This window comes from Daejeonella sp., assembly GCF_030695525.1.
Lineage (GTDB): Bacteria > Bacteroidota > Bacteroidia > Sphingobacteriales > Sphingobacteriaceae > Daejeonella.
Window position 1 is genome coordinate 1 of record NZ_JAUYSS010000068.1, and the last position, 17324, is coordinate 17324.

General features: G+C 40.2%; 16 protein-coding genes. 9 read left to right on the plus strand and 7 right to left on the minus strand.

From position 1 onward, the window contains the following. Window positions 1-306 precede the first annotated feature (306 nt). The 3 genes from Q8S11_RS15725 to scpB form a co-directional block, all read right to left on the minus strand. Entirely contained in the window at window positions 307-1425 is a 1119-nt protein-coding gene (locus tag Q8S11_RS15725) for a GNAT family N-acetyltransferase (RefSeq protein ID WP_305663078.1), read from the minus strand. Window positions 1426-1494: 69 nt separating this feature from the next. Next, window positions 1495-1689, minus strand: a complete 195-nt coding sequence (locus Q8S11_RS15730; protein WP_305663079.1) for a hypothetical protein — start codon at window positions 1687-1689, stop codon at window positions 1495-1497. A 104-nt stretch (window positions 1690-1793) separates the two neighbouring features. Beyond that, the gene (gene scpB / locus Q8S11_RS15735; RefSeq protein WP_305663080.1) at window positions 1794-2360 is read right to left on the minus strand and encodes an SMC-Scp complex subunit ScpB; all 567 of its coding nucleotides are present in this window, start codon (window positions 2358-2360) and stop codon (window positions 1794-1796) included. Window positions 2361-2530: 170 nt separating this feature from the next. Between scpB and Q8S11_RS15740 the strand changes: the two genes are divergently transcribed. Together Q8S11_RS15740 and Q8S11_RS15745 are read left to right on the plus strand one after the other, a co-directional pair. Next, the gene (locus tag Q8S11_RS15740) at window positions 2531-3244 is read left to right on the plus strand and encodes a ferritin-like domain-containing protein (RefSeq protein ID WP_305663081.1); all 714 of its coding nucleotides are present in this window, start codon (window positions 2531-2533) and stop codon (window positions 3242-3244) included. Between the two features lie 11 nt (window positions 3245-3255). After that, window positions 3256-4092, plus strand: a complete 837-nt coding sequence (locus Q8S11_RS15745; protein WP_305663082.1) for a ferritin-like domain-containing protein — start codon at window positions 3256-3258, stop codon at window positions 4090-4092. A gap of 51 nt (window positions 4093-4143) precedes the next feature. Here Q8S11_RS15745 and Q8S11_RS15750 read toward each other — a convergent pair whose 3' ends face one another. The 3 genes from Q8S11_RS15750 to mqnC all read right to left on the minus strand — a co-directional run bounded on the left by Q8S11_RS15750 (window position 4144) and on the right by mqnC (window position 8292). Beyond that, window positions 4144-5967 (minus strand): tetratricopeptide repeat protein, encoded by a 1824-nt coding sequence (locus tag Q8S11_RS15750; protein WP_305663083.1) that lies wholly within the window; start codon window positions 5965-5967, stop codon window positions 4144-4146. Window positions 5968-6290: 323 nt separating this feature from the next. Continuing rightward, a complete protein-coding gene (locus Q8S11_RS15755) occupies window positions 6291-7076 on the minus strand; it encodes a LytTR family DNA-binding domain-containing protein (protein WP_305663084.1) in 786 nt (261 codons plus the stop codon). A gap of 91 nt (window positions 7077-7167) precedes the next feature. Further along, a complete protein-coding gene (mqnC, locus tag Q8S11_RS15760; protein ID WP_305663085.1) occupies window positions 7168-8292 on the minus strand; it encodes a cyclic dehypoxanthinyl futalosine synthase in 1125 nt (374 codons plus the stop codon). Between the two features lie 722 nt (window positions 8293-9014). Here mqnC and Q8S11_RS15765 point away from each other — a divergent pair. The 5 genes from Q8S11_RS15765 (at window position 9015) to Q8S11_RS15785 (ending at window position 13312) form a co-directional block, all read left to right on the plus strand. Continuing rightward, on the plus strand, window positions 9015-9266 hold the full coding sequence (locus tag Q8S11_RS15765; protein ID WP_305663086.1) for a hypothetical protein: 252 nt from the start codon (window positions 9015-9017) through the stop codon (window positions 9264-9266). Window positions 9267-9509: 243 nt separating this feature from the next. Continuing rightward, complete coding sequence (locus tag Q8S11_RS15770) at window positions 9510-10241, plus strand: hypothetical protein (protein WP_305663087.1); 732 nt, start codon at window positions 9510-9512, stop codon at window positions 10239-10241. Window positions 10242-10441: 200 nt separating this feature from the next. Next, window positions 10442-10648, plus strand: a complete 207-nt coding sequence (locus Q8S11_RS15775) for a GDCCVxC domain-containing (seleno)protein (protein WP_305663088.1) — start codon at window positions 10442-10444, stop codon at window positions 10646-10648. Between the two features lie 152 nt (window positions 10649-10800). After that, the gene (locus Q8S11_RS15780; RefSeq protein WP_305663089.1) at window positions 10801-12036 is read left to right on the plus strand and encodes a pitrilysin family protein; all 1236 of its coding nucleotides are present in this window, start codon (window positions 10801-10803) and stop codon (window positions 12034-12036) included. Window position 12037: 1 nt separating this feature from the next. Next, window positions 12038-13312: a pitrilysin family protein gene (locus Q8S11_RS15785; protein ID WP_305663090.1), complete on the plus strand. Its 1275-nt coding sequence runs from the start codon at window positions 12038-12040 to the stop codon at window positions 13310-13312. A 239-nt stretch (window positions 13313-13551) separates the two neighbouring features. Here Q8S11_RS15785 and Q8S11_RS15790 read toward each other — a convergent pair whose 3' ends face one another. Continuing rightward, window positions 13552-14523: a hypothetical protein gene (locus tag Q8S11_RS15790; RefSeq protein ID WP_305663091.1), complete on the minus strand. Its 972-nt coding sequence runs from the start codon at window positions 14521-14523 to the stop codon at window positions 13552-13554. A 402-nt stretch (window positions 14524-14925) separates the two neighbouring features. Here Q8S11_RS15790 and guaB point away from each other — a divergent pair, with 402 nt between their 5' ends. Together guaB and Q8S11_RS15800 are read left to right on the plus strand one after the other, a co-directional pair. Then, complete coding sequence (gene guaB / locus Q8S11_RS15795) at window positions 14926-16395, plus strand: IMP dehydrogenase (RefSeq protein ID WP_305663092.1); 1470 nt, start codon at window positions 14926-14928, stop codon at window positions 16393-16395. Between the two features lie 196 nt (window positions 16396-16591). Beyond that, window positions 16592-17176: a TIGR00730 family Rossman fold protein gene (locus Q8S11_RS15800; protein ID WP_305663093.1), complete on the plus strand. Its 585-nt coding sequence runs from the start codon at window positions 16592-16594 to the stop codon at window positions 17174-17176. Window positions 17177-17324 lie beyond the last annotated feature (148 nt).

Genomic DNA, 17324 nt, shown 5'->3' on the forward strand with positions numbered 1-17324 from the left:
AGCTAAAGCTGGAGCCTATTGAACGATCGTACGAGTGCGGTGTCTTACACTGTACAATAGCGGTTTACTGTTGTACTTAAAAATCAATTTTGGTAATCGCTGGAAACTCTACGGACAGTAAGGAACAATCCGTAGAGACGCTGCGCTTAACTCTACGGACAGTAAGGTAATCGCTGGAAACTCTACGGACAGTAAGGACGCTGCGCTTAACTCGGACAGTAAGCATGCGCCCGCATTCAGGACTTAAGAAGCACAATCAGAAAATCACTCAATCTAAAATAGGCCGGCAATTCCAGATCAAACTCTTTAAAAGAGTTTCCGCATAGTGGCATGCTTTTTACCAAGTGTAGCACCGGTAGCTTCATGAAGGGAGAGCATTTTATCATTAAAATCACCCACCCAGGATAATTCCAGTTCCACATACTGATTCATCGGAATCACATATTCTTTCAGTTTGATGAATAAGGCCGATTCCAGTCCGTGTTTCTGATACGCTTTCTTCGTACCCATCACCACTGCCCGCATCCGGTTTACCCCTTTCCAGCGATAATAAACGAATTTTAATTTTTCGATCAAACCGAGCTTGCCATTAAAGCTTTTGATCATTTGATTGGCATCCGGAAGAATCACTATAACTGATGCCGGTTCATTATTGATATAGGCAAACCAGATCAGCTTCTCGTCCATCACCGTTTTCATTTTATTGAAACTTTCCAAAATACCTTTGGTTTGAAGCGGAACAAAGTTTTCAAAATCCTGCCAGGCATCATTGTATATTTCAGCAAAATCCTTTGCAAAATCTTCCAGTTTCTTTATTTCAAGATGTTTGAAGGTATAACCCGGTTTATTGGCCACCCATTCGGCAATCTTTGTAAAGCGCTCCGGAAATGGTTTCATCACCTGCAGGTGATTGGTAATCTGCTCATAAAGGGTTTGGAAACCATAGGCTTCGAAGAGATTTTTATAATAGGGATGATGGTAATTCATTCCATAAGAAGGGGTGGTATAACCTTCGATCAGGAGTCCCCAGAAACTGTCATTTTCGCCAAAATTGATTGGGCCATCCATGGCCTTCATGCCCTTTTTTGTCAGCCATTTTTCGGCGGTGCTGAACAGCAGGGTGGCTGCTTCTGCATCATTGATACATTCAAAAAAGCCAATTCCTCCGGTAGGCTGTTCGGGTTGATAAGCCTTCTTCTCATTGACAAAGGCGGCTATTCTTCCTATCAGTTTTCCCTGATCTGATTTCAATACCCATCGGGTACAAACACCATAATTATGCAGGTCGTTCTTTGCAGGATCAAAAACAGCTTCAATATCTTTATCGAGCGGGCATACCCAGTAGGGATCATTCCTGTAAATTTCGCGCGCCACATCCAAAAATTCGCGGGCTGTATTCTTATCTTTAACTTCTGTTAAAACCATTGGGTAAAGGGGATAAAATAAAAAAAGCATTCAGAGAACTGAATGCCTGAATATTAGGGCTGTAACTCCTTAAAAATCATCTTCATCATCATCGTCGTCGAAAACATCAAATGCCGGAAGATCATCGTCTATCGGTAGATCAAATTCATCTTCATCATCAAGAATGGGACGAACCGGTACAATCGGATCAGACAGATGGGTCTTTTTCTTATCGGGACTTTTCTTTGGTCCCCCGCTTTTGGTTACTTTCTTTGGCGACTTCATTGGTGCAAATTACACGTTTTAAGTTTTAATATTATGTTCTTATAAATTTAACAAGATTTTGAAATTCCAAACCTCTTTTTTAATTTTTATTTCTGAGGCCATTTTTACTCAGTCTGATCCCCGATTACATTGCTTTCCGGAACCAGGTCAGTAAGCTGAGGCAGATCCTTGGTTGAATTAATTCCAAAATAATCCATAAAAAGGCCACTGGTAGCATAAAGCAGTGGTTTTCCAACCGTTTCCGACTTCCCTGCGATACTGATCAGCTCTTTTTCAAGCAATTTTTGTACGGTATAATCACAATTTACCCCCCTGATCTGCTCGATCTCCAGCTTGGTAACCGGCTGTTTATACGCGATGATCGAGAGCGTTTCTAATGCCGCCTGACTCAGTTTCTTCCTCGAACGCTGAATCTGCAGCTGATTGATCACCGGATAAAACTCCTTCCGGGTCAGAAACTGAAAACCTCCATTCAATTGAACCAGCTCTATTGCCAGATTCAAATCCAGGTATTTCTGCCTGATCTTTTCTATCAATTCCTCAATTGCTTTCAGCGAGAATTGCTCCTCACTCAACTCTGCCAAAACCTGCTGTATTTCCTCTGCAGAAATACTCTTTTCGGAAGCAAAAATCAGGGCTTCGATGAAAGGTTCAGGCGCTGTAAAACTCATGGACAAACATAACATATTGCCATCCAAACGAAAAAAAAATCTTCAAAAAAATGTTGTTTTTCTTATTGAGAGCCTGCTTTTTTCAAATTCTCAAAAATAATTCAAAACCGATCCAATCCGGGCCTCGTAGGTCAAAGCAATCAACAGAACATTTTAATTTACTCTACCACATGGAAAATTTAAGACAAAAAGATGAGCAAATTATTCTGCAGGAGCAGGATATTTTATCGGCACCGCTACAGCGCCGGTCCTTCCTTCGCTATGCAGGTGCCGGAGCTGCCGGGATCGCCTTACTCGCAGCAGGTTGTAAAAAAGACGGAATGATGATCGATGATTCTGCCGGGGTAAACCTGGGAAGCGGCGATGTTGGCATTCTGAATTATGCCTATGCTTTGGAACAACTGGAAGCCGCATTCTACATCAAAGTGGCCTCCTCATTCTATTCGGGGATTACCGAAGCCGAAAGATCTTTGCTTTCGGATATCAGGGATCATGAGATCGCTCACCGCGAATTTTTCAAGAATGCCTTGGGCTCCAATGCGATTCCCGGTTTGGAAGTAGATTTCTCCATGATCAATTTCAGCAGCCGCGATAGTGTGCTGGCAACTGCCAAAGCTTTTGAAGACCTGGGTGTTTCAGCCTATAACGGAGCAGGGGTTTTGATCAAAGACGCAAACTACCTGACCCTAGCCGGTAAGATCGTTTCTGTGGAAGCCCGTCATGCGGCATTGATCCGCGATTTGATCAGTAATGGAACTTTTGCCAATGCTGAAGTGATTGACAACAACGGACTCGATAAATCCCGCTTGCCAATGGAAGTGCTGGGTATTGCCGCACCTTTCATCAAAACAAAAATCAACGCAAACGATCTACCTAAATCTTAATCCCAACAGCTATGAATATCCTGAACATATTAGAAGAAATTGAAAAAACAGATGCCGAAGTATATGAGCGCATCAGTCCGAGAAGAAAAGCCATGGCCCAATTTTACGGCTTTGGAAAGAAAGTAGCCCTGGCATCTATTCCATTGGCACTCGGTACCATGTTTAAAAAGGCCTATGCGCAAACTGCGAGTACAGAAGTTGAAGCCGTATTGCAGTTTGCCCTGACCCTGGAATACCTGGAAGCTGAATTTTATACCAAAGGAGTTGCCGCCACCGGACTCGTTCCTGCAGGAGCAGCATTGGGAGCCATTACTACAATCCGTGATCATGAAAACCAGCATGTGGCTTTCCTGAAAACAGCACTGATGTCTCTGGGTAAAACACCCGTTTCAAAGCCGACCTTTGATTTCTCGGCAGGAAACGGATCAAATACAGGCCCATTTGCAAATGTATTTTCAAATTACGATACCTTCCTTGCCGTAGCGCAGACCTTTGAGGATACCGGCGTGCGGGCCTATAAAGGACAAGCTCCGGCATTAATAGGCAGCGGAGGCGTTTTGACCGCCGCATTGAATATCCATTCGGTAGAAGCCAGGCATGCAGCACATATCCGGCAGATGCGCAAGGCACGCGGGGCGAATGTAAAACCCTGGATTACCGGACAGGATACAGGCATTGGCGCAATCGTGCAGGCATCCTATGCCGGCGAAGAACTGGAAAGCCAGGCCGGAATAAAAATTACCGGTATCAACGGGCAGATGATTTCTGTCGCTGCAGCCACCGAAGCATTTGATGAACCATTGACCAAGGCGCAGATCCTGGCCATTGTTGATCCCTTTATCGTTTAGTGTTTGTTTTAGGTTTGTTGGAAAAGAGAGTCGGGGGGCTCTCTTTTTTTGTTATATGGGAATGCTGATGTTGACTTCGGTGCCGGATTCGCCGGTTTGGGTTTGGGTGATGTGGATGGAAGTTTTGTTGATTTTGTTGAGGAGATGGACGCGTTCGTGGATTAGTTCAAGGCCACGGCTTGTATGCTGACCATGTGTTCTGTTATTAATTGAATTGGAAATTCCTATGCCATTGTCAGTAATTTTGATAAAAAGAAGATTGTCATTGCATGAAAAATCAATTTGGATAAAGCCACCTTCTTCCTTTGGTAACAAACCGTGCCAAACTGCATTTTCAATGAATGGCTGTATTAACATAGATGGAATTATTATTTCTTCAGTCTCAATTTTCTTGTCAATATTAATTGAATATTTCATTTTCTCGGCAAATCTGATTTTCTCTAAAGAAAGGTAAAGGCTTAAATATTGAATTTCTTCAAATAGGGTCAAGGTGCTTTTTAAACATATTTCAAGATGTTTTCTCATTAATCGGGCAAAACCTGTAAGAATCTGATTTGCAGATTTTGATTCATTTATGCCAATAAAATATTGGATGGTGTTAATTACGTTAAAAACAAAATGGGGATTCATCATAGCCTGCAGGGCTTTTTGCTCAAGAGTGACTATGGTATTCTGAAATTTTATTTCTCTTTTTCGTTTCTTTTTTTGAGATAAAATATAAATTATTATCACAATTAAGGTAGCCAATAAAACAATTGTGATGATAGTGGTGATCAACCACCAATATTGCGTTTCTTTATATTTTTGTTTGGCTATAATGAGTTCATTTTTTTGTATTTTTTGTAATTGGAGGTAGTGTGAAGATGTTTTGCCGATATTATCTGAAAGGTTTTTAGAAAGTTGAATGCTATCATGATGTTGTACTTCTTTTAAGTATTTTAAAGCGATTGGGTAATTTTTTCTTTTTTCTTCAAGTTCATATCTTTTAAACAGATAGTAATAGACAGAACTATTATCACCCATTTTTCTGGCAAAATTTATTCCTTCATTTATTGCAACTTCAGCTTTTTTATATTCATTCTGCTCTAAATAAATGGAAGCCAAGGTTAAATTCGAACCGACAATTACTTTATATAAATTATGCTTCCTGGCTTGACTAATTGCTTCAAATAATCTGTTTATCGCGGTTTCAAAATCTTTTAATTTGTAAAAGATCACACCTGAGTTTTGGAGGGATGTAATGTAATTAATGGTGTCTTTTGATTTTGAGAAAATCTCTTCACTAATTTTAAGATATTTAAGTGAATTGTTATAGTCTCCCTGTGATCTTAAAATGCTTGCAATATTTAGATGAGTGCCTGCTGTAAATTCATCAATGTTTAATTTCTTAGATATTGAAAGTGATTTTTTATAATAAAAGAGGGCTTTATTATAATTTATTTCCTTATAGAGATTGCCAAAATTATTATAGACCCTAGCTTCGTTTTTACGATCATTATTTATTTTGAAATATTTTAGCGCTTCTATATAGCATTTTACAGCCTGTTCGGTGTCACTTAAATAATAAAATCCTACACCTTTAATTCTATTTGCTTCAGCTATCCCAGAGAAATAATTAATTTTTTTTGCAAAAAACAGTGCACTGTCAGCAAGCACAACTGTTCTATAGGGATTCGTAAGTCTAGTGTTAAATGCAGCGTTATTTATTTTGTTTATATCCAAAGTGTCAATTAAATCAGGCTCTAAATTTGAAGCCAAAGAAAAATACTCTTGCAGAATCGTACGATAACTTTCTCTCAGCATTTTTGGTAAAATATTTATTGCTGTTAGAAGTAAAATGATAAAAGAGGCTTGCAGGATTAGCTTTTTTTTCAATTCTGATTTTAATATTGAAATTAAATAGTATTGAGGAGAGCCTAGATTATAAAGATGATTTAATATAAAATTTTATTTTAAATTTTACAAATAAAAAGCGGCGAAACGCCCCAATCGTTTCAACCGCTTTTGATAAAACTAATGTGTGCTAATTCACCTTGAATTTTTTATCTTTCCTAGAAAATAAGATCAAACACTATAGTTTATCTTAATTTCTAAGGTATATAATTTAGGTTTGTGTTTGTTGATTAATGTATAAGCGGTATGAATTTGTAAATAAACGGTAGTGACTATTAATTTATGAACCAGATTTGCTCAAAGATTTATTCATTGTTATAAAAAAGCTTAGCGGTTTCTAAAAAAGCTGACACTCTTCTTCTCGATACAGTATGTTCTGAAGAGTCAGACATACAGACTATTAGTCCATTCTTGTTAGAATAATTTTTAAGATGTTTAAGATTTATGATTGTTGATTTATGTATCCTGCTAAAACCACTGTTAACAAGTATTTCTTCATATTCTTTTAGGTGCTTCGAAACAACCACCCGGCCTTGATTTTCAAGATTGAATATAGAGTAATTACTATCCGCCTCAACATATATAATGCTATTTACATTCAGGATATGAAATCCATTTAAATGAGGCAGGTTTAATTTGGTAATTTTCTGGATCTCATTGAGATTCTCTTCCAGGCTAGTAAATTGTATGGATTGGTTAGACAAAACATGTTTTTCAATATGGTTTTGGCCTCTCAAAACAATCGCTTTTTCAATCGCTTCTCGTAACTCCTCGATGTCTATAGGCTTCAATAAATAATCAACGGCACTTGCCTTTAAAGCTCTTAAAGCATATTGGTTATACGCTGTTGTGAAAATTACAGATCCAGAAATTTTATTTAAATCTGGTAATAAACTGAATCCGTCTTCATTTGGCATTGCTATATCAAGAAATACAAGATCTATTTCATTTGATTTCAACATTTTACGGGCTTCTTGTACTGATTTAGCTATTCCTCTAATCTTGACTTTAGGGCAATAGCCATCAATCATAAAGAAAAGAGATTTGCAGGAATACTCTTCATCATCTACAATTATTGCGTTTAATTGCATAATAATAGCTATATGTAATTTTTACACTAAATTACAGGTATTTGCAGTAAAGAAATGGCTAAAATGAGTAAACGGTATAAATAAATGAGTATCAATACCCAATCACCTGCTGTTCAGTCATTTCCGGTAAATCCCTGAACTCGTATTGCTGTGTTCTGAGCTGAGGTTCAAAACCTGCTTCGCGTATCGAATCCTGTATGCCCTGGGAGGTAAAGCGGTGGGGGGCACCGGCGGCAGAAACCACATTTTCTTCAATCATAATCGAACCAAAATCATTCGCTCCGGCATGGAGGCAGATCTGGGCAACTTGTTTTCCTACGGTTAACCAGCTGGCCTGGATATTTTTAACATTGGGCAGCATGATGCGGCTTAAAGCGATCGTACGGATGTATTCATCTGCGGTAACCTGGTTCGTAATCCCTCTTACTTTACGCAAAAGCGTACCATCATCCTGGAAAGGCCATGGAATAAAGGCGATGAATCCTTTTGCATCTGCCGGCTTTTCGGTCTGTACTTCACGCAGCCAGACCAGGTGCTCAAAACGCTCTTCAAGGGTTTCTACATGCCCGAACATCATCGTTGCCGAAGTGGTTAATCCCAATTGATGTGCCGCACGCATCACGTCCAGCCATTCCTGTCCCCCGCATTTACCTTTGGAGATCAGCCGGCGCACGCGGTCGTTCAGGATTTCTGCTCCGGCGCCGGGCAATGAATCCAAACCGGCTGCCATTAAGGCTTTTAATACTTCGGTATGGCTCATGCCTTCAAGTTTGGCGATATGGGCAATCTCGGGCGGACCGAGGGAATGTAATTTTAAGGTAGGATATAATTCCTTTAATTGTTTGAACAGATCAACATAGAAAGCCAAACCCAGATCGGGATGATGCCCGCCCTGTAAGAGCAATTGCTCGCCGCCATAACGGAAGGTTTCTTCGATCTTTACTTTATAGGTTTCAATATCAGTGATATAGCTTTCATCATGTCCCGGCCGGCGGAAGAAATTGCAGAATTTGCAATTGGCAATGCACACATTGGTGGTATTCACATTGCGGTCGATGATCCAGGTTACTTTGTTATGAGGGACCTGCTTTTTTCGTAGCTCATTGGCAGTGTACATCAGTTCGGATGTCGCCGCTTGTTTGAACAGGAATAATCCTTCTTCGGCAGAAAGAAATTCAAAATTCAGAGCCCGGGTAAGCAGATCGGAGGTTTGCATGTACAAAGATAGGGAGAATTAGCAAATTAGTTAATTAGCAAATTAGCAAATTGGGGAATTTGACAATTGGTAAATGATTAATGGGGGGAATTAGCAAATGAGGTAATTAGCAACCCGATAGCTATCGGGTTAGCAAATGAGCAACCCGATAGCTATCTGGTATGGGAATTTGACAATTTGTAAATGATTCCTCGGTTATCACATCCATTTCTAAGCCAAAATTTTGCTTCCGGACAGAAATTTAAAACCTATAATTGTCCCTACCGGCAGCCCGTTTTCAGCTACATTCTTACCTGCTTCTTACCTGCTTCGGGAAGACTTATTACCTGGTTCTGGATAAGTATAAATTAAACATGAATTAAAGACGAATGAAACACGGACTAAACGCGTATTTTTCTGTGTTTTGTCCGCGTTTAGTCCGCGTTTAGTCCCTGTTTAGTCTTAATTTATATGCAACCAGTCTTAGCCCTGTTTCACAGGAATTACGGGCTTGCCTTTGAGTGATTTTTGGGCAGCTTTGAGGCTCTTTTTTAAGCTTCTTTTTGAATCAGAATCTTAACTGGCATTTTATTCGAAAAATTTGCCGGAAAAACAAAGTCGCATTTTTTTCCACAGACAATTAAAACCTGAACCCATCTGTTAATAAGTCCTTTAAAACCTTGATAAATATTTTTTTGTTGGGAATGAAGAATAATTATATTTACTGACCTAAGCTATGAAAAATGACCTACAAAGAACAGTATCTGTACCTAAAGCAGAAAACAGCTGATTCCTACAACCTGTGGATTAAAGCTCAAAATCAATTGGCAAGCGATGAAGATGGCTTTTTGAATGAACAATTATGGGATAATCTTGAATTCAGTGCTTCCGACTTACAAAAATCTCAGAATGAGTTTAATAAGTTCTGCAGCATCATCCGGAAAGGTAAATTCAGTGCGCATGATATTTTGGGTGAGGAGCAGGCATGCGCTTAATCAATTGATAGTTGACACCCGATAGCTATCGGGTTGACAGTTGACAATGGAATAGTACTAATTATTAAATGACCGGGTAATAGTTTTTATTCAGGCCAGGATAACATTATTTTCATTGAAAAAGGATTAGTCTTGATTCTTTATTCCTGGTTCTTGAATCAGTTCTTTGTTGACAGTTGACAGCATTGAGTGGTCATTTTCTAATTTGCTCATTTGCTAATTTTCTAATTATCTCATTCGCGTATGATTTACCGAAGGACTTATCTCCTGATTTTACTTCTGTTCCTCATCAATAGCTCCGCGATTGCCCAAACGGCAAAGTTTAGCTGGGTAGGCGATATATGCAGCAGTATAGGCACCTATAAATTGTCGGATTATACAGCGTCTCAGATTCAGGACAGCTATCGTATTGCCATGACGCAGGATTTTAGATTAAATACTGGTAGCATACCTCCTTTTAGTCTGGAGGAACTGAACCGCGAAAGTGTAGCCGATCTTGACAGGGAGTATGAACAGAAATTGGCTGAACTAAATAAGCTGGATCTAATTAAATCAAGCTTTTGGCAGGATCTGAAAGTAAGTAATATTGATTATATGAAGCAATATTATCAATTGAAGAGAGCTACCATGCTGGCCTATACAGATCCTTCGGCTTTGAATGAAATTGCAAAGACTGATCCGGTATTACTCAAATATGCTCAGGCTTTAAATTCGGGCGGAGAACAATTAATTAATGCCTGGAGGGAGGTCAACGAAGTGAATCGATTGAAAAATGGCAATCCCGGAAGGTTAAAACAAAGGTTTGATCAGCAAAATGCTTCAGCTGAGAGATATACGTATGCCACAATAGAAGTATTAGCTTTTGGCTGGTGGAACCATGCCATCAGATCGTTCAGGTATCCCGATACTTCCCAGGCCCAGCAGAATTTTATAAAGTTATTTAAAACTGTAAAAAGTTTTGATTGCAGCCACTAGTGTAGGGAGAAGGGTTGAAGACTGAGGTATGAGGTATGAAGTCTGAGGTCTGAAGACTGATGTCTCTCCATGCTCCTTAAAAATAAATACATAATCTAAGTACGTTCATTTTTTAAAGAAAATATGGAATTTTATCCGTAAAGTGCTACCCCAAACCGTATGGATAGGTTATTCAGTAACAGAAATAGAGGATAATTTAAATGGAAGTTGTTTTACAATCAATAATCACATGCCCCAACTGCGGACACAAAAAAGAAGAAATGATGCCGACAGATGCTTGCCAGTATTTTTATGAATGTGAAAAATGCAAGAGCGTTTTAAGACCACAACCAGGCGACTGTTGTGTTTATTGCAGTTATGGAAGTGTAAAATGTCCGCCAATCCAACAAGACAAAAAATGTTGCTAGCGAAAGGCATGTGTTCATTCCCGGATTTGACAAATAGACAAATCAATTCATTGACAAATTCGATCTCATTTGCTCATTTTCCAATTTGCTAATTAGCTAACTCCTCTCCATATTTTTCCCTAAATTCGCCTCCCTAAAGCTTTCGCTCCCTTATGGTTTCTTTCGAACGTTTCACGCTTGCCAATGGCCTTAAAGTATTGGTCCATGAAGACCCTACAACCCCAATGGCTGTTGTTAATATATTGTATGATGTGGGTGCCCGCGACGAGCATCCGGACCAAACCGGTTTTGCGCATTTATTTGAGCATCTGATGTTTGGTGGCTCAGTAAATATTCCATCCTATGATGAACCCCTGCAGCGGGTAGGAGGTGAGAATAATGCCTTTACCAGTAATGATATTACGAATTATTACATCACCCTGCCCTCTGTAAATCTGGAAACGGCTTTCTGGCTCGAAAGCGACAGGATGCTGAGTCTTGCATTTTCAGAAAAAAGCCTGGAAGTGCAGCGGAATGTGGTTTGCGAGGAGTTCAAACAGCGTTATCTTAATCAGCCTTATGGCGATGTCTGGCTGAAACTGCGGCCAATGGCTTATAAGCAACACCCTTATCAGTGGGCTACTATCGGCAAATCCCTGGATCATATCGAAAATGCGAATATTGAAGATGTAAAGGCCTTTTTTGCCCGTCATTATAATCCTTCGAATGCGATTATGGTTGTTGGAGGGGATGTAAAACTTGAGGAAGTCAAACGCCTGTCTGAAAAATGGTTCGGAAATATCCCGGCAGGGGAGAAGCTTGCGCGTTTATTACCTATTGAAGATGACCAGGCCGAAGAACGTAAAGAAACTGTACAAGCTAATGTGCCCCTGAATGCGATTTATAAGGTGTTTCACATGCCATCCCGGACTGAAGCCGGCTATTATGCCGCCGATCTGATTTCGGATATTTTATCCAGAGGCAATTCATCCCGCCTGTTCCGTAATCTGCTAAAAGAACAGAAATTATTTAGTGAGATTAATGCTTACCTCACGGGTAGTCTGGATGCCGGATTGTTTGTGGTTGAAGGGAAACCTTTGCCGGGAATCAGTATGGAAACCGCCGAAGCGGCAATCTGGAAGGAACTGGAAAAAATCAGTACCGAGCTTGTCCCTGAAGCCGAACTGACCAAGGTGAAGAACAAAATGGAATCGACTATGGTATTCTCGGAAATGAGTCTACTGGATAAAGCGATGAATCTGGCTTATTTCGAATTGCTGGGAGATGCGGATCTGCTTAATTCAGAGACCCAAAAATATCTGGATATTAGTGCTGAAGAGATCAGGACACAGGCTGCACATATCTTCCGTAAGGAAAATTCATCTACTCTCTACTATTTAGCAAAATAACATGATCGACAGAGCACAAGCGCCGGCATTCGGACAGGTTGAAAATATAGAACTGATCAGGGCAAACCCTCTGGTTTTAGACAATGGATTAAAGATCTTCAGTATTGATGGCGGGGAACAGGATCTGGTTCGCATTGAGTTTATCTTTGCAAATATCGCCTACGATTCCAAAAAGCCCCTGCAGGCTTTTGCCTGCAATACCATGCTCAATGATGGGACCAGCGAGCTGAGTTCCACTGAAATTGCCGACAGGGTAGATTATTATGGTTCATTCCTTCAGACTGAATACAACAATGACCATTCAACCGTTACCCTTTACACTTTAAACAAGCATTTAGCGAATACTTTGCCTATTGTGAAGGCGATCATTTCAGATTCAGTTTTTCCGCAGGTGGAGCTGGATACTTTGGTTAGAAACCAGAAGCAGAAATTGAGTGTAAATCTGGAAAAGAATGACTTTGTGAGTCGCAAGACCTTTAATCATGTTCTTTTCGGAGATACCTTATACGGCTATGATATTAAAGCCTCTGATTATGATCAATTAGACCGGGAGCAGTTAGTTTCCTATTTTAAAGCTGCTTACCAGCCAAAGAATTGTACAGTGATTGTTTCAGGCAAAGTGAAGGATGACAGTATCAAACTGCTGGACGAGCTGTTTGGAAAGGACTGGAATAGTTCATTTGATGTAAAGGAAAATAATTTTGAATTTCAGGCCACTTCCGGGAAGGAGCATTATGTTGAGAAAGCCGATGCTTTGCAATCTGCGATTCGTATCGGACAGATCTCCATTAACCGTACCCATGCTGATTTCCCGGGTTTGCAGGTTGTCAATACGATTTTGGGTGGCTATTTCGGTTCGAGGTTGATGGCTAATATCCGTGAAGATAAAGGCTTTACCTATGGCATTGGCTCGGCCCTGGTTTCCTTAAAAAACACCGGTTATTTCTTTATTGCGTCAGAAGTGGGGGCAGATGTATGCTCAGCGGCGATGACTGAAATTGAAAAGGAAATGGCTATTTTAAAGAAGGAGCCCGTAACTGAAGCAGAATTATCACTGGTCAGGAATTACATGCTGGGTTCCATGCTGGGTAGTCTTGAAAACGCACTTTCCCATGCCGATAAGTTTAAAAACATCTATTTTTCAGGTCTTGATTATGATTATTATCAGAAATATATTCAAACGGTGAGGAATATCAGTCCGGAGGAAGTACTTAATCTTGCGAACAAATATTTGAATTTTGACAATTTCCAGAAGGTGATTGTTGGGAAAAAATAAGTTCATCTGGTCGGTGACAACACCGACCAGAGGGAATAAATACCTTAATTTTGATGGTTTGCAACGGGTTATTGTGGGGAAAAAATAAGTGCATTTGGATAAACGAGTCTGAAGACTCTTATTCATTTAACAATCCGTAGAGACGCTGCGCTTAACTCTACAGATTGGAAATTGAAATTAATTGCATAAAAAAAGGCTGCCTTTTGCGGGGCAGCCTTTTTTATTCCTTTTATTTTGGCCTAGTTGCCAAATGTTGTGTCAACGTGGTGAGCGTTAATCCAGGTTGAAATCCTGCCAGCAGCAGCTTTAGCCGCAGCATTGCCAGTAGGTAAATTAGTTGCTGATAATTTAGTCAGTGATGCAAGGTAGCTATCAACAATCGCAACATCAGCCCATACAGTGGCAGAAGGTTTTACAAGGCCTAATCCAGCACTTAATTTTATAGCAGCAGCCTGGGTAAATGCAGCTTTGGAATCAGCTAAACCTTTTTTGTTTGAAGCATTCCAAATTGCTTTTCCTTCCAGTTGAGTATAAACCTTATTTCCCAAAGTGATAGTACCATTTCCAGGCCAAATGGTTTGTGGCTTAGCAAACCAGAATCCCTGTGAATAAGAATATCCTTCTTCCAGTTCAACGATTTCGCATCCAAGTCCGGTGAACGTAAAAGCACCACAACCTGTAATTTTACCTGATTTGTAATAGCCTGTTACGTCAGCAGTTCCCACATTTTTAGATATGGTGATTGAATAGTAAACTTTAGATGTCGCATCTGGTGTTCCTTGTTCAAATTTGAAAACCGGGACTGTAATATTACATCCACCGAGGTTTTCGTTTGATAAAGATGGATCAGCAGCCCATTTCACCGCAACAGTTGACATATTATTTAAATCTGCTCCTTCTGAAGCGCTAACAACATCATCAATTGTTATGCAAGAACCCAAATCCATTGCCCAATGACTAAGATTCTGTGAACCTGTATTGTTTTGCATTGACCAGGTATAAGTCCATGTACCATTTCCGTTAGCGATTTTTCCTTCAAATACATTGGTATAAGCAGTTCCTTGATTAGTGGTTGTCAGTGGGTCTGTTGTTGCCAATTGTACGTCCTTTGAACTAAACGTCTCAGCAGAGCTAAGCTCGTCTTTCGAGCAAGATGTTGATAATGTGATGATGGCAGCGAAGGCCAGTAATGAGGTAAATTTTAGATTCATTTTAAGTGTCATAATTAGTTAATTTATTTTCTTTGGACGATAGGTTCAATTTGGATGCCAATGGCCAAAACGGGATTAGATGATAAGGAATCGCGTTTGTTTATTTTTATGTGAGGGTTTTTATTCCCATAAATGTTTATGTGGGGAATTTTTTGCCCAAATTGTTTGAATAAATTCTATATCAATTACCCAAATTGATTTTCTAATTCAAGAGCATATGTGGAAGCTCATTGCTATTGTATCGATTTTCAATATTAAGTTCCTTATTAACTATCACTATTTCCCTCCTGCGTCGGGATGACATCCTGCTCTGTAAAACGCACCATTGTCAACTATCAATTGTCAATTGTCAATTAATTTCCTACCTTTGCCCTGCAAGTAATAACCCCTCAATTATTTGCCATGCAACTCGATCCAGAAAAATTCGTTTCAGAAGGTCTTACCTACGACGATGTACTTTTAATCCCTGCTTATTCAGAAGTTTTACCGCGTGATGTAGATACCAGTTCTTATTTCACCCGGAAAATCAAACTCAATGTTCCGATCGTTTCGGCGGCTATGGACACGGTGACCGAATCAGTTCTGGCTATCGCGATTGCACAGGCCGGTGGTATTGGTATGCTTCATAAGAACATGACTATTGCTCAGCAGGCTGATGAGGTAAGGAAGGTTAAACGTTCAGAAAGTGGTATTATTCAGGATCCGGTTACGCTTGATGAGGGGGCTTTGATTGCCGATGCCTTTCTGATCATGAAAGATTATAAGATCGGGGGGATTCCGGTAATCAATGCCGACAGAAAACTGGTTGGGATTATTACAAACCGTGATCTTCGTTTCCAAAAGGATATGAAGAAGCCGGTGAGGGAGGTGATGACCAGTTCAAACCTGATCACTGCACCCGAAGGGACTACCCTTACACAGGCAGAAGAAATTCTTCAGGATTATAAAATAGAAAAGCTTCCGGTGGTTGATAAAGACGGTCGTTTAAGCGGTTTGATCACCTTCAAGGATATTCAGAAATTCAAAAATTTCCCCAATGCCTGTAAAGATGAGCATGGCCGTTTGAGAGTTGGAGCTGCTGTAGGAGTAACTCATGATACCATTGCCCGTGTGGACGCTCTGGTAAAGGCTGGTGTAGATGTAATTACAATAGATACCGCACATGGCCATTCCCGCGGTGTTATAGAAATGTTGAAACAAGTTAAAGCAAAATATCCTGATCTTCAGGTTGTAGTAGGCAATATTGCTACCGGCGAGGCTGCCAAAGCCCTTGCCGATGCAGGTGCTGATGCGGTTAAGGTGGGTATTGGTCCGGGTTCAATTTGTACAACCCGTATTATTGCAGGTGTCGGTGTTCCTCAGTTATATGCCGTTTATGAATGTGCCAAAGCCTTGAAAGGCCGGGGCATTCCGGTGATTGCCGATGGCGGGATCAAACAGACCGGAGATATTGCAAAAGCCATTGCGGCCGGAGCAAGTTCGATTATGGCCGGATCATTATTTGCCGGAGTTGAAGAATCACCGGGTGAAACGATCATTTATGAGGGCAGAAAGTTCAAGTCATACCGTGGTATGGGCTCTATTGAAGCGATGGAGAAAGGTTCGAAAGACCGCTATTTCCAGGATGTGGAGGATGATATTAAAAAGCTGGTCCCGGAAGGTATTGTCGGGAGGGTTGCGTTTAAGGGTTCCCTTTCTGAGGTCATGTACCAGCTCATCGGCGGACTAAGAGCCAGTATGGGTTATTGTGGTGCAGCAACAATCGATGATCTGCAAAACGCCCGTTTCGTGAAAATTACTGCAGCAGGAATGCGGGAAAGCCATCCGCATGATATTACGATTACGAAGGAGGCGCCGAATTATAGCCGATAGAAATTGAGAATTGAGAGTGGAGAATTGAGAGTGGAGGTGATGTCAATGCAGGATGTCATTCCGACGCAGGAGGGAACTTAGCCAAGTTGGACAATTTTTTATTATTATACCCTGGTAATTTTAATCTGAAATCAAAATAGAGTATTGAGTACAAATTCCCCTGTACTCACTACTCACTACTCATACTCAATACTAAATGAAAGCTATTTCCGTCTTCTGTGGTTCCAATTTTGATGGTAATCCTGTCTTATTAAAAGCCATAAATGATCTGGCCGATGTGATGGTTGAAAAAGAAATTTCCCTGGTCTTTGGTGGCGGCCGGGTAGGCGTGATGGGTCTGATTGCTGATGCGGTTCTAAAGCGTGGAGGAATAGCAATTGGGGTGATTCCTCGGTTTTTGATGAATAAGGAAGTGGGCCATAACGGGCTAACTGAATTGATCATCACTGAAAATATGCATCAGCGTAAGCAAAAAATGGCAGACCTTTCTGATGGAGTGATTACACTTCCCGGTGGTTTTGGAACCATGGAAGAGTTTTTCGAAGTTTTGACCTGGTTGCAGCTTGGAATCCATGGAAATCCGATCGGTTTGCTCAATGTGGATGGGTTTTATAACCCCTTATTGCTGCAAATTGACCTCATGGTGGAGAAAAAATTCCTCAAGCCTTTAAATCGTGAGCTGGTGCTTTCAGATCATGATCCAAAATCCCTGATCAAACGCATGGAAGATTTTGATACACAACCTGATGATGTTTGGTTCAGGGACAGAAATTTAACCTGAGCTATACTTTCCTGTATTTTTTCGAGTTTATATTACAGGAAAGGCGAAGAAATGGAATGATTTTTGTAGTAATAAAATCATCAAATTATTTTCGTTAATTCCTTAAAAATCAGCTAAATTTTGATTATAATTAATGATTTGCTGGCAG